Below are 13,848 nucleotides of genomic sequence, written 5' to 3' on the forward strand. Positions count from 1 at the left end.
GATATGGCCTAGTCGTTGCCCGCCGGCACCACCACCAACTTGCCGCCGCCGGCCGACATGGCCTGCACTTCACGGTCATACATGGCTTCGCCGTAGGCCGGTGGAACAATAAAGCTGCCGGTATTGGTGGCCTTGATCTGATAAACAAACTCCTGCACCTCGGTGCCGGCACTGCCGTAGATAATCACCCGATCTTCGCGGATATCGCTGTAGTCCGGCGCCCAGGTGGAGCCGGAGGCGGCCAGCGGCGACTGCCAGCCGCCGCGATCGTCGCTCTCCTCGCCGGCGTCGGCCGGCTCCGGCGGCGTCTGCTGCACCACTTCGAACCCGCCCGGCAGCAGATCGACGATCGCCAGGTTGCTCTGCCCCTCTTTCGAGTTGGCGCGCACCTTCAGATGGACATTGATCTTCTGCCCCAGCGTCACCTGCGTCACCGGCTTGCCCTGTTCGTCGGTGTAATCGCGGACGATCTCAATCCCGCGCGACAGCGCTTTTTGCGGCGCATTCAGATCGTAACCGGCCTGCGTCACCACATACCAGGCCGGCGCGCTGCCGCCGTTGTTGAAGCGCACCGCAGTGGCGTCAGCGTTAAATTGCCCCTGAACGAACAGCCCTTGCAGCTCGCTGATGCGCTGCGGCTCGCCGCCGGCTTTGCCCACCTGCGCGATGCCTAACGCGTCCGCATTGGCGGACTGCGCCGCCACCTGGGCCGAGTAGCTTTCCAACGCCAGAATGCTCATCGCGGAAGAGTAGGTGGTGTAGCGCTCTTCTTTCAGCGCCTTGACCATATTCTCCAGCACCTGCGGCGGGATCGACGCCACCTTCTCCGGGAAGTGGCGGGTAATCAGATACAGCCGCGTCGCATCCTGCACCAGCGGATCGAAATAGTTCTGCGTCCACCAGGCGCTGTCATACGCCTTGCTCAGTTGCTGCCAGCTCGGTTGCAGCAGCGCGGCGGCTTCGTCGTCCATCTTCAACAGGCGATAGGAAGAGGCCAGATAGAGCGCGCTCAGATCGGTTTTCCACTCTTCGCCATAGCGTTTTTGCAGCGTATCCTGCACCGCCGCCAGCGAGTTGGTGGTCACTTCGCCCTGCAGCGTCAGCAGGTAAACCGCCCAGCTGCGCAGGCGCAGCAGATACAGATCGTCGAAACCGCTGGCCGCCAGCTCGCGCAACGCGCCGTTGGCTTCATCCAGCATGCCTTCCGGCAGGGCGTAGCCCGCCGCTTTGGCTTCGAGCAGATATTGCACCACATAAGGCGTGACGAAAGGATCGGCATCCGGCGATGAACGCCAGGCGCCGATCGCCCCGCTGTCGTTCTGACGGGCGCGCAGCACGCCCAGCAGATTGCGCAACTGCTTGCTGACTTCCGCCTGGCTCAGGCTGCTTTTCATCTCCGGATGACGGCTCTGCAGCATCAGCGGAATGGAGCGGCTGACGATCTGCTCGGAACAGTAATACGGGTAATCCGCCAGGTATTGCGCCAGCCCGCTGGTCAGCACCAGCGGCGAATTCGACACCGCCGCCCGGCGCTGCGCGAAAGCGTCGAACATCTGGCGCAGGCCATCGACGTTCTGGCTGCCGCCGCTCATGCGCCCCATCACCGACTGGGTGCGGTACGGCGCCGCCGGCCGCACCGAGGTGCTGACGGTGCGGCGGCTGGCCTGGTCGCCGTAACGGGCGTCGAACACCAGCGGCGCATCGCCCAGCACGGCTTTGGCGCGCAGACGGAAGGTGATCACGCCTTCGCGTTTTGCCGCCAGCGTCAGGCTTTGCGTCGCGTTGCCCACCACCTCCAACTGCGGCGGCGGCGTCAACAGGACGTTGATGGCCACCGACTGGCCGTTCAGCCCTTCGAGGTTGTTGCTGACGCCCACGCTGACGTCGAACTCGTCGCCCGGCGCCACCATCGCCGGCACGTTCGGCGTCATGATGAAGCTGTCGCGTACCGTGGCGGCGGTTTGCGCCTTACCGATTTTCTCCGGCGTCACCGAAATCGCCATGACGCGGATCTTGCCGTTGAAGTAATCCGGCACCGGATAGACGAACTGTTTCTCGCCGCTGACCTCGGTAATGCCGGACCAATAGGCCACCGGCTTATCGCGCTTGCGCTTGAACGGGTTGAGGTTGAGATCCAGCCCTTCGCCCGCATCGCCGCCCGGCGCCGCAGTCAGCGCCATCAGCTTGCTGAACTCCGGCAGGATCAGATCGAGGATCTGCGAGCTGCTCACGTTCAGTTCGCGCTTGCTGAAGAAGAACTCCAGCGGATCCTTCAGACGGTAACGCGCCACCTGCAGAATGCCCTCATCGACGGCGAACAGCACCACCTGCTGCGGCGCATCGGTCTTGACCGTCATCGTCAGGTTTTCACCCGGCTTGATGACCTCCGGCGCCGTCACCTCGAGGCTGTTTTGGCGCGCCTTGGTGCTGATCTTGAACGGCATCACGCCGTAGCTCAGCGGGCTCATGAAGATCTCGCTGGAGTTGATGTCGCGCACGAACTGCACGTTGATGTAGCCGTTGCCCTCCATGCCGGCCGGCACGCGGATCGTCTGCACCGAGCTGGTGGTGTCGGTGTGGAACCACTGCCAGGCGTAAACCTTGTCCTTTTCAATGGTGATCAAGCCACTGCCGGTATAAGGCGCGTTGATCGCCACCTCGATCTCCTCACCGGGCTGGTATTCCGCCTGGTTGAGTTTCAGCTTCAGTTCGGCGTTGCGATCCAGCGAACGGCTCAGGTTGGCGTTGCCGGCCACGCTGTAGGCGACGCGGTTGAGCGTCTTGCCCTGCGCATCTTCAATCACCAGCACGAAGTCGCCCGGCTTATCGGTCGCTAGCCGCAGATCCGCGCCCTGCTCGCCCAGCGCCAGCGGCTGTTCCGACAACTGCACTTCCTTCATCTTCGACTGGTATTTGTAAACGCCCGAATCCTGTTTGGTCAGCACCGAAATGTATTTCTGCTCGATCAACACCTGCTTCAGGTTCGGCATGGCGATCTGTTTCAGGGCCGGATCGATGGCGATCACGTTCAGATGCCGCTCAGCGTCGCGGTTGATGTAGCCCAGATCGCCGTCCGCCTTCACGCCGATCAGATAATCGTAAGGGGAAACCAGCGTGCGGGCGGTAGCCGCCACCGAACGCCCGCCGCCGGCGACGAACGCCTCCGACAGCAATTGCAGCTGATAGGTGGCGTCGGCGAAGGATTTCAGATCGAGCGGAATATCGGCCGCGCCGTGCTCATCGGTGGAGCGATCTTCCAGCTCGGTCTCGAACCCGTCGCTGTTTTGTCGGTTTTCATAGAACGCATAATCCGGGAAACGATCGAAGCTCGGATACATCGGCCGCAGCGTCAGCCTGGTGGTCACGCGGCGATCCTGCGCCGGGGTGCCGAACAGGTTCTGCACATCGATGCTGGCCTTCAGCTCAGACGGTTTTACCCAGCCTTGCTGGCGGTCCGGCATCAACGCCAGTTTCACTTTCAGCTGATCCGGTTCGAACTCCTTCACATTGACTGCGGTATGGCCGAGCAGCGTGGAGGTGTCGTTGTTTTTGCCGATCAGATACAGGTAGACGTTCCACTCGCCGGTCGGTGAGTTTTCATCGGTGGTATAGCTCAGCTCGTTGAAACCGCTGGCGCCCAGCGTCAGCGGCACGGTGGACATCAGCTTGTCGCGCGGATCGCGGATTTCGGCGCGCACCGGCACGCCGGCCAGGCCAACGCCCCAGTCGGCGGCACGGATGATCAGGCCAATATTGAAAGTATCCCCCGGCCGATAAACGCCGCGATCGGAGAACAGGTAGCTGCTGAGCGTGCGCGGATCGGTCGGCGTTTGTTCACCGGCGACGTCGAAGCGCGAGAAGTCCAGCCCGCGATCGTTATAGCTGCCGGTCGGCAGGAAGGAGACATCCCCCTCTTTTTCCACCAGGAACATCACCGGCTGGCGCTCGTTGGTGTACACATCCAGCGCCGGGAAACGCACGTGGCCATCGGCGCCGGTGGTTTGGCTGAGCAGCGTCACGCCGTTTTTGGCCACCACCGACACGGTGGCGCCGCTGACCGGCGCGCCGCTTTGAATCGACTGCACAAAGACGTCGCGCGTCTTGTCCTGCGAGCTCTTGGCGACGATGCCCAGATCGGTCACCACCACAAAGCGCGAATCGCCGACGTCGGGCTGCTCTTCCCCTTCGCTCTCATCCTGTTCCTGATCCTGTTCGGCGCCCGCCTCTTCCGCCGCCGGTTTTCGGTTCGGCTGCCATTCAGACAGCGTCAGCAGGAACACCCCGCGATGGGAACTGGCGTTGGTGGAGAGATAGCGGGAGAGATCGATGCCCTGATAGTTCACTTCCCCCGGCCGCTCGTTGTTGAGCGCCGTCTGGTATTTGAAATGCTCGGTGAAATATTCGTCGTTGAGCCGGTTGAATTCCGTGGACGAGTATTCCCGGCTTTTGAAGGAGACGATGTGCTGCAGCTGGCTCGGGATCACCCGCTTGATGTCCAGCCGCAGGCCCGCCACGTTGCGCGCCGCCACGCTGATCTGCTTGTCGCCGTTGACCGACAGCAGCGAGCCCTGCGACATGAACTGCAGCGATTTCGGGAACTCCGGCACTTCGACCACGCGGTAAACCTTCTTCGGCATTTTGTAACCGCCGGCGGAAACCAGCTGGTTATCGATCTCGAGCAGCACAAAGCGGTGCGCCGGGGCGTCGAAACGGAAGCTGAACTGCGGTTGGTAGGCCTCTTCCGCCTCGTTAAGCGCCAACGGCAGTGCCGTCGCCTGCGCCAGCACGTTTTTGCCGACGCTGTCGACCGTCCATTGATAGAAATCTTCAGCATCGTTGGCGGCCTCGGCATCGCTCGGATCGTGCTGCGGCAGCAGCCAGGCTTTCGCGGCCCGCGCCAGCTCTTTATCCTTCACCGCATCGCTGAAACCGACCACCAGCGCACGCTGCCCTTGGCCGGCGTCGGTGTCCACCACCTGGGCGCTGGCGTCGCTCAGCGCCAGGCTGTACAGCGTCGGTACCTTGACCCAGTTGCTTTTCGCCTCTTCGACCGCGTTGCCGGCCGCCGTCGATTTAACGCCCTTGCCGACGGTCAGATGTACCGCGCCGCCCTGATCCAGCGCCTGCAGCGGCTCGGAATGCACCCAGGCGTTCAGTTTTTTCTCGTCATAGACCAGAGAGAAATTCAGCTTTTTCTCGGAGGACGTGCTGCCTTCCTTCAATCCCAGCGAAATCTGTTTTTCAAAGCTGGCGACATCGACCGGCGCGTTGAACTGCAGATTGAAAATCGCGCTGCGTTTCTGCGCATTTTGCGGATCGCGGTAATACTCGGCCTGCCCCAGACGGTAATCGAACGCGGGCACGGTGAAGGCATAGCGGGTTTTGGCGAGCTTGACCTGCGGCGCCAGCAAGGCGGCGGGCTCAAGGGTCACATCATATTTCACACCCATCGGCAGCGGTTTTTTCGGCGTGAACACCAGCGTTGATTCATTACTCCACGCCCACTGCCCTTCCGCCGTCGGCTTCAGAGTGATGCCGGCGCTCACGGTTTTGCCCGCCGCGGTTATCGGCGCAGCCGAGCCGCTGAAGGTCAGGCTCACCGTTTGCGGCGCCTGCCGGGCGGCGGTGTAGTCTATCGGCTCGGGGTTGGCCACCTCGGCGTTGATCTCCTGAACCACCATCGGCGCCGGTTCAATCGGTTGGGGCCGGTTTTGCCACCAGTGCCAACCGTAAAATGCGCCGCCCGCAGCGCCTGCCAACAGCAGCAGGCCCAGACCGATCGCTTTCGGGTGTTTATCCACGCCGCTTTCCAGCCGCAAAAAACCGCGCGGCAGCGCAGCCCACCAAGCCGGCGCGCGCCAGCTGAGGTTGCCGACCAGCGGTCTCAGCAACCGCCCCAACAGCGACAATGCCCCGCCCAGCAGGCGACAAACGCCCTTAACCAGGGTAAAAGGCAAACGCAGGATAAACCTTAATAAATCCATTATTGCAGCACCTCATCATCCTAATGCAGCCCCCGGTCAACCGCTGCGGTTAAACCGAGCCGAAAGACGCCGTCGGCTCTCCTGCCCGGCATCCGCGCGAGTACTCTACACTGCCGGGCGGCAAAAATCTGCGCGCCGCCGGCGCATTACGGCTCTTTATTCAACATCAAATCCAGCTGTTGCAGCAGCACCAGCAGCGGCAGACTGCTCGGTTCACGATCTTTCAACGCCTCTTCGAAATAAGGCGTGATGGCGAAGCGCGTCGGCAACGGCGCTTCGGCGTCCAACAACGCATACATGCGCGGCAAGAACACCCACTGCAGCCAGGCTTCGGCCGACATGCTGTCGATGCAGAACGGTTCGGTGCTGGAGAAAGCCTCATGCTCAGGCGGCGCGGCCTGCCACAGCGCCAGATCGCGCATGGATTGTTCAATCGCCTGCAAACTGCGGCGCACCTGGTTATGTATACTCATCTGCATTCCCGATCTCTTTTCATCATGGTATTCAGCGCTCTGGCTGAAAGGCGGCAAAGCATAGCATTTTTATAGCCCAAATTCGGCGCGCCTGAGACAGCTCACCGTTTTTATCTGGTGACGTTCACCGTCGCGCGGCACAATAGGGCCACCGAATTCACCACACAGATAAAGATTCATGTCCGTAATAACAGAGAAAAAAAACCACGCGACGCCCGGTAAGGCCATGTTGGCCTCGGTCACCGGTTATGCCATGGACGGGTTTGACCTGCTGATCCTCGGCTTTATGCTGCCGGCCATCAGCATCGAATTGGGATTATCCTCATCGGCCGCCGGTTCGCTGGTCACCTGGACGCTGATCGGCGCGGTGCTGGGCGGCGTGATCTTCGGCCACCTCAGCGATCGTTTCGGCCGTATCCGGGTGCTGACCATCACCATTCTGATGTTTTCCCTGTTCACCGGCCTGTGCGCCGTGGCGCAAGGCTATTGGGATCTGCTGGCCTATCGCACCCTGGCGGGCATCGGGTTGGGCGGCGAATTCGGCATCGGCATGGCGCTGATCGCGGAAGCCTGGCCGGCGGAGAAGCGCAACCGCGCTTCGGCATACGTCGGCATGGGCTGGCAATTGGGCGTGCTGGCGGCCGCTTTCCTGACGCCGCTGCTGCTGGAACATATCGGCTGGCGCGGCATGTTCCTGGTCGGCCTGCTGCCGGCGCTGGCGTCATTCCTGATCCGCCGCACGCTGGGCGAACCGGAGGAATTCGTGCGGCAGAAAGACGCCGGACAACCGCTCTCCTTGCTCCAGCGTTTGCGCCTGCTGTTTAAGGATCGCGCCACCGGCAAGGCCAGCATCGGCATCTTCATTCTCTGTTCGGTGCAGAACTTCGGTTACTACGGGCTGATGATCTGGATGCCGACTTACCTGGCGAAAAACTTCGGCTTCTCGCTCACCAAGTCCGGCCTGTGGACGGCGGTGACGGTGGTCGGCATGACGTTCGGCATCTGGCTGTTTGGCATGCTGGCCGATCGCTTCGCCCGCTGGAAGATTTTCGTGTTGTATCAGATAGGCGCGGTGGTGATGGTGATCGGCTACGCCCAGTTGAGCGATCCGATGCTGATGCTGTTCGCCGGCGCCGTGATGGGCATGTTTGTTAACGGCATGATCGGCGGCTACGGCGCATTGATTTCCGATACCTACCCGGTGCAGGCGCGCGCTACCGCGCAAAACATTCTGTTCAATCTCGGGCGCGGCGTCGGCGGCCTGGGGCCATTGGTGATCGGCGCGCTGGTGACGCAGGTGTCGTTCACCGCCGCCATCAGCCTGCTGGCGGCGATTTACCTGCTGGATATCTACGCCACGCTGTTCCTGCTGCCGAAAAAACAGGGCGCAGGCGATACGCTGGGCGCGATTGGTTAACGCTGACGATGGATTAAGCAGCAGAGGAGCACGCACGGCGGGAGAGAACAAAAAGTTGGGGGCACTGCGTTAACAGTGCCCCCGGTTCGTTTTATAGCCATCCCGCTACACAGTGTGCTCCCTGCTCAATCCTTGAAAACTTTTCCTGCGGCCATCCTGACCAAGTGATCCTTGCATCATCCTGCAGCATCGTCCTGACGCGGTTCCTCAGCCTTCCTGACCCGCCGACAGTCCTGTGTCGGCTCTCAATCTCCGTCCTGGAGGTGTCCCTGGTTTCTATCCTGAAACATCCTGGGCATCTCCTGACGCCATCCTTCGCTCTTGCCTGAGCGCATCCCTTTCTTCGTCCTGAAGCTGCATCATCCTGATGCTTTCCTGCTCCGCCGGTTCCGTTCCGGTAACGATAAGATCGCTTAAATTCCCCGGAATCACAAGGGTTTGGGAGACGTCTCACACTAAATTAAGCCTAAGAGTTATCCTAAAGAAATTCTAACCAATTGATCTGGATAACAATAATCTCATAGTCTGGAAAAAGGTGGGAAAAATTAAGAGCGATATCTCACAGCCCGTGTGAGAGATCTCTCACACGGGCGACGGCGAATCCGCCGCGCTTCAGTCCAGCACCGGGCGCAGCGCATCGAGGAAATTCCCCAGCGTCGCCGCCAACAAGGTGCGCTTATCGCTGCCGAATTGTTCCAGCACCACGTTGCCGCTGACGTTGCACAGCGACACCATCGTCATCTCGGATTCGGTGGTCGCCAGGAACAGCGTTGGCGACAGCTTGAGACGTTTTTGCGTCACCAGATGACCGATCAGGTTCTCCTGCAGGCGGATAAAATCCTCCTCGCTCCAGACCTGCAGCAGGCTCAGGCGATGCTCCCCAAATTGCGCGCTCATGTCACCCGCGTATTGCTGCGTGTAGAAACGGTGCGCATCCGGCTGCAAACGCAGCTCCAGCGCGGCTTCTACCTTCTCCAGCGTCGCCGCCGGTTCGAAAGGCTGCGGCAACCACAGCACGTCGTCCTCGCGATTCTCCACGATGCAGGGCGACGGCACGCCGTACAGCGCCTGGCTGGCCGGCGCGTGGCCGCGCGCTTGCTGCCACAACTCGACATAGCGTTGAGTGAATTCACGCAGAGCGTGCGATACATCATGGTCCATATTCTTTCTCGCATACGTTAAACTGACGGCCATTGTACCTATCTCTGACCGAGGTGACAGCAGATGTCCTCCTATCAAGACCACCAGGCCCTGTCAGGGCTGACGCTGGGCAAACCCACCGCTTACCGCGATCGCTACGACGCCACGTTGCTGCAGGCGGTGCCGCGCAGCATGAACCGCGAGCCGCTGGGGCTGTATCCCGACAACCTGCCCTTCCACGGCGCCGACATCTGGACGCTGTACGAACTCTCCTGGCTGAACGCCAACGGGCTGCCGCAGGTAGCGGTCGGCGAGATCAGCCTCAACGCCGACAGCCTGAACCTGATCGAATCGAAAAGCTTCAAGCTGTATCTCAACAGCTTCAATCAAACGCCGTTCGCCGATTGGGAAATGGTGCGCAGCACCCTGCAGCGCGATCTGTCCGCCTGCGCCCAGGGCGAGGTCAGCGTCACCCTGTTCAGCGTCGAGCAGCTGGAAGACACGCCGATCGCCCGTCTGGCCGGCGACTGCATCGACAAGCAGGATATCCGCATCGACAATTATGAGTTCAGCGCCGACTACCTGCTGAACGCCGCCGGTGAAGAGGTGGTGGAAGAGCAATTGGTCAGCCACCTGCTGAAGTCCAACTGCCTGATCACCCATCAGCCGGATTGGGGCTCGGTGCAGATAAGCTATCACGGCGGCAAGATCGATCGCGAAGCGCTGCTGCGCTATCTAGTTTCCTTCCGTCACCACAACGAATTCCACGAGCAGTGCGTCGAGCGCATCTTCAACGATCTGATGCGCTACTGCCGGCCGCAAAGCCTGACGGTTTACGCCCGCTACACCCGCCGCGGCGGTCTGGATATCAACCCGTGGCGCAGCAACGTCGCATTCGCTCCCGCGCACGGCCGCCTGGCGCGCCAATAAGTGCGAAACATTGCTCAACAACTGAGCTAACGAGCGGTTTATGTTGGTAAAAGCCCAGGGACGGCGGTAAGGTTAAAACGAGGCTGCGGCCGGGCAGAGCGCCCGCTGCGCCGCAGCACGCCAACCATAACGAGATGCTGTTTTGCTGCGTATGGATTACTACCGCCCCGCACCGGGTGCAAAGGAGTTACCTTGATTACACACATCAGCCCGCTTGGCTCTATGGATTTATTGTCGCAGCTGGAAGTAGACATGCTGAAGCGCACCGCCAGCAGCGACCTGTACCGCCTGTTCCGCAACTGTTCGCTGGCCGTGTTGAACTCCGGCAGCCAAACCGACAACAGCAAACAGCTGCTGTCGCGCTATGAAACCTTCGACATCAACGTGCTGCGCCGTGAGCGCGGGGTGAAGCTGGAGCTGGTCAACCCGCCGGAAGAGGCGTTCGTCGACGGCCGCATCATCCGTTCGCTGCAGGCCAACCTGTTCGCCGTGCTGCGCGACATCCTGTTCGTGCACGGCCAAATCGCCAGCGCCGGCCGTTTCCAGCACCTGAATCTGGAAAACTCGGCCCACATCACCAACCTGGTATTTTCGATCCTGCGCAATGCACGCACGCTGCATCTGGATGAAGATCCCAACATGGTGGTGTGCTGGGGCGGCCACTCGATCAACGAGAACGAATATCTGTACGCGCGCAAGGTCGGCAGCCAGCTGGGCCTGCGCGAGCTGAACATCTGCACCGGCTGCGGGCCGGGCGCGATGGAAGCGCCGATGAAAGGCGCGGCGGTCGGTCACGCGCAGCAGCGTTACCGCAACAGCCGCTTCATCGGCATGACCGAGCCTTCGATCATCGCCGCCGAGCCACCTAACCCGCTGGTGAACGAGCTGGTGATCATGCCGGACATCGAAAAACGCCTGGAAGCCTTCGTGCGCATCGCGCATGGCATCATTATCTTCCCGGGCGGTGTCGGCACCGCCGAAGAGCTGCTGTACCTGTTGGGTATCCTGATGAACCCGGAGAACAGTGAACAGGTGCTGCCGCTGATCCTGACCGGGCCAAAAGAGAGCGCCGACTACTTCCGCGTGCTGGACGAGTTCATCATGAACACCCTGGGCGACGAAGCGCGCCGCCATTACACCATCATCATCGACGATCCGGCGGAAGTGGCGCGGCAGATGAAAAAAGCCATGCCGCTGGTGAAGGAGAACCGCCGCAACACCGGCGACGCCTACAGCTTTAACTGGTCGATCCGCATCGCGCCGGATCTGCAGCTGCCGTTCGAGCCGACCCATGAGAACATGGCGAACCTCAATCTTTATCCGAACCAGCCGCCGGAGCAATTGGCCGCCGCGCTGCGCCGCGCTTTCTCCGGCATCGTGGCCGGTAACGTGAAGGAAAACGGCATCCACGCCATTGAGCAGTTCGGCCCGTACAAGCTGCACGGCGAACCGCAAATGATGAAGCAGATGGACAGCCTGCTGCAGGGCTTTGTTGCCCAGCACCGCATGAAGCTGCCGGGCAGCGCCTATGTGCCCTGCTACGAAATCGTCGCCTGACCCTCAATCCCGGGCGGCGTAACGGCCGCCCTGTTTTCTCTGACCTAACCGCCCATGATGATACACCTACTGATTGTCGACGCCCTGAACCTCATCCGCCGCATTCACGCCGTGCAGGGCTCCCCTTGCGTCAACGCCTGCCGCCACGCGCTGCAGCAGTTGCTCCAGCACAGCCGCCCAACTCACGCGGTGGCGGTATTCGACGAGGACGATCGCAGCGACAGCTGGCGCCACCAAATTCTGCCGGACTACAAGGCCGGGCGCTCGCCGATGCCGGAAAACCTGCAGCAGGAGATGCCGCAGCTGCGCGAAGCCTTTGCCGAACTGGGCGTCGCCAGCTGGCATTCGCCCGGCAACGAAGCGGACGATCTGGCGGCCACGCTGGCGGCGAAGGTCGCCGGCGGCGGCCACCAGGTGACCATCGTCTCCACCGACAAAGGCTATTGCCAACTGCTGGCGCCGAACGTACAAATTCGCGATTACTTCCAGAAACGTTGGCTGGATATGCCTTTCGTGCAACAGGAGTTTGGCGTGCAGCCGCAGCAGCTGTCGGACTACTGGGGGTTGGCGGGGATCGGCAGCAGCAAGATCCCCGGCGTGGCCGGCATCGGGCCGAAGACCGCCGTGCTGCTGCTGCAGCAATCGGGTAATCTGGACGGGCTTTATCAGCACCTGGAGCAGGTGCCGGAGAAATGGCGCGGTAAGCTGGAGCAGCACCGCGAGCTGGCCTACATCAGCAAACGGGTCGCCACGCTAGGCACCGATCTGTCGCTGGACGGCAACCTGCAGCAGCTGCGCCTGCCGATACAATAAGGGCGCTGCAAGCAGCGCCCTTCATTAAGGCTTCACGCGGTTAATCGCGCTCGTCGCGGCGGCCCGGCACCGCCGACCACATGCGGCGCACGTGTACGGTGATCTCTTCGCGATCGTGATACAGCTGCTTGGCGTGCACTTCAGCGCTGATGCCGGCGGCGCCCAGCGCTTCGCGGATGCTCATCAGGTTTTGCGACACTTCCTCGTAGCGCTTTTTCATCGGCAGCTTGAGGTTAAAGATCGCTTCACGGCACCAGCCTTTCACCAGCCACTGAATCATCAGGCTGGTCACCTTCGCCGGTTTCTCCACCATGTCGCACACCAGCCAGTAGATCTTGCTGCTGTTCGGCTCGAACTTGAAGCCGTCGGCGCGGTGGTGCGTCACCTGGCCGGTTTCCATCAGGCTTGGCGCCATCGGGCCGTTATCCACCGAATGCACCATCATGCTGCGTTTCACCAACTGATAGGTCCAGCCGCCCGGGCAGGCGCCCAGATCGACCGCGTGCATGCCGCTGGCCAGGCGCTCGTCCCACTCGTCGGCGGGGATGAACACGTGGAAGGCTTCTTCCAGCTTCAGCGTCGAGCGGCTCGGCGCATCGGCCGGGAAGCGCAGACGCGGAATGCCCATGTAGAACGGCGAGTTGTTGTTGCTGTAGGAGTAACCGACATAGCAGCAGCCCGGCGCGATGAAAAACACATGCACCACCGGGCGAGTCGGGTTCTCGCGCGCCATCAGCACCTTCTGCTCGCGCATCGCGGCGCGCAGCGGCACCGTCAGCTTGCGGCAGAACTTCATCAGCTCTTTGCTTTCGTTGGTGTCCGGCACTTCCACCCGCAGCTCGCCGCCGCGATCGACTACGCCGATCAGCATGCCGACGATCGGCGATACCCGATCTTCCGGCGGCAGATCGCGCAGCAGCTCACCCACCACGATCATCTGGCGGGCGAAAATCAGTTCGCGGAACGGAATCTCCCGCGCCAGGCGATCGGCATCGTCCGGCTGGTAGCATTCGAACAGCACGTAACCGCTGTGCTCTTTTACCCGCGCAAAGCCGTAAATCTCCAGCTGGGCGGCTTTATCGGTGATCTCCGCCGCACACTCTTTTTCGAAGCCGGGGCGGCAATACAACGCAATCTTATTCATGGCGCTCGGCCTTTTTCCTCAGACGCAAAGCGCCAATCAACATCAATATCCAGCCGATCAAGAAGCACACGCCGCCAACCGGCGTGATATATACCCAGACCTTCAGGTGCGACAGCGCCAGGCAATAGAGGCTGCCGCTGAACAACACGGTGCCGAACGCCAACAGCGCTCCGCTCCAGTAAAACCACAGGCTCACGCGGCGCTGCATCGCGACCGCCAGCGCCAGGATGGCCAGGGTGTGGAACCCCTGATATTCCAGCCCGGTGCGGATCCAGGCCATTTCGTTGGCGCCTAGCGTGCCGCTTAACACATGCGCGCCGAATGCGCCCAACGCGACAAACACAAAGCCGCTGATAGCGGCGAAAACCAGCATGGAACGGCTGCTCATCG

At 61.4% G+C, this 13,848-nt stretch carries 9 protein-coding genes; 4 read left to right on the forward strand and 5 right to left on the reverse strand.

Translation table 11 applies throughout. From position 1 onward, the window contains the following. Positions 1–8 precede the first annotated feature (8 nt). Positions 9–5,984: an alpha-2-macroglobulin gene (locus tag IT763_RS18530; protein WP_206194912.1), complete on the reverse strand. Its 5,976-nt coding sequence runs from the start codon at positions 5,982–5,984 to the stop codon at positions 9–11. 146 nt (positions 5,985–6,130) lie between these two features. Then, positions 6,131–6,457 (reverse strand): YqcC family protein, encoded by a 327-nt coding sequence (locus tag IT763_RS18535; protein WP_028127529.1) that lies wholly within the window; start codon positions 6,455–6,457, stop codon positions 6,131–6,133. A 178-nt stretch (positions 6,458–6,635) separates the two neighbouring features. Here IT763_RS18535 and IT763_RS18540 point away from each other — a divergent pair, with 178 nt between their 5' ends. Beyond that, complete coding sequence (locus tag IT763_RS18540) at positions 6,636–7,874, forward strand: MFS transporter (protein WP_206194913.1); 1,239 nt, start codon at positions 6,636–6,638, stop codon at positions 7,872–7,874. 612 nt (positions 7,875–8,486) lie between these two features. On the opposite strand, the gene syd is transcribed toward IT763_RS18540, so the two are convergent. Beyond that, entirely contained in the window at positions 8,487–9,035 is a 549-nt protein-coding gene (gene syd, locus IT763_RS18545) for a SecY-interacting protein (RefSeq protein WP_016929899.1), read from the reverse strand. A gap of 63 nt (positions 9,036–9,098) precedes the next feature. Between syd and queF the strand changes: the two genes are divergently transcribed. The 3 genes from queF to xni all read left to right on the forward strand — a co-directional run bounded on the left by queF (position 9,099) and on the right by xni (position 12,314). Then, complete coding sequence (gene queF, locus IT763_RS18550) at positions 9,099–9,944, forward strand: NADPH-dependent 7-cyano-7-deazaguanine reductase QueF (RefSeq protein WP_176062722.1); 846 nt, start codon at positions 9,099–9,101, stop codon at positions 9,942–9,944. Positions 9,945–10,136: 192 nt separating this feature from the next. Continuing rightward, a complete protein-coding gene (gene ppnN, locus IT763_RS18555; protein ID WP_021505658.1) occupies positions 10,137–11,501 on the forward strand; it encodes a nucleotide 5'-monophosphate nucleosidase PpnN in 1,365 nt (454 codons plus the stop codon). Between the two features lie 54 nt (positions 11,502–11,555). Beyond that, positions 11,556–12,314 carry a flap endonuclease Xni gene (xni, locus tag IT763_RS18560; RefSeq protein ID WP_206194914.1) on the forward strand — a complete coding sequence of 253 codons (759 nt, stop codon included), beginning with the start codon at positions 11,556–11,558 and terminating at the stop codon, positions 12,312–12,314. A 40-nt stretch (positions 12,315–12,354) separates the two neighbouring features. Here xni and rlmM read toward each other — a convergent pair whose 3' ends face one another. Next, positions 12,355–13,458, reverse strand: coding sequence for a 23S rRNA (cytidine(2498)-2'-O)-methyltransferase RlmM (rlmM, locus tag IT763_RS18565; protein ID WP_004931897.1), 1,104 nt, complete (start codon positions 13,456–13,458; stop codon positions 12,355–12,357). Then, complete coding sequence (locus IT763_RS18570) at positions 13,451–13,846, reverse strand: DUF423 domain-containing protein (RefSeq protein WP_004931896.1); 396 nt, start codon at positions 13,844–13,846, stop codon at positions 13,451–13,453. The genes rlmM and IT763_RS18570 overlap by 8 nt, the downstream gene beginning before the upstream one ends. Between the last annotated feature and the right edge of the window lie 2 nt (positions 13,847–13,848).

It is taken from the genome of Serratia sp. CMO1 (genome assembly GCF_015689115.1).
Lineage (GTDB): Bacteria > Pseudomonadota > Gammaproteobacteria > Enterobacterales > Enterobacteriaceae > Serratia > Serratia marcescens.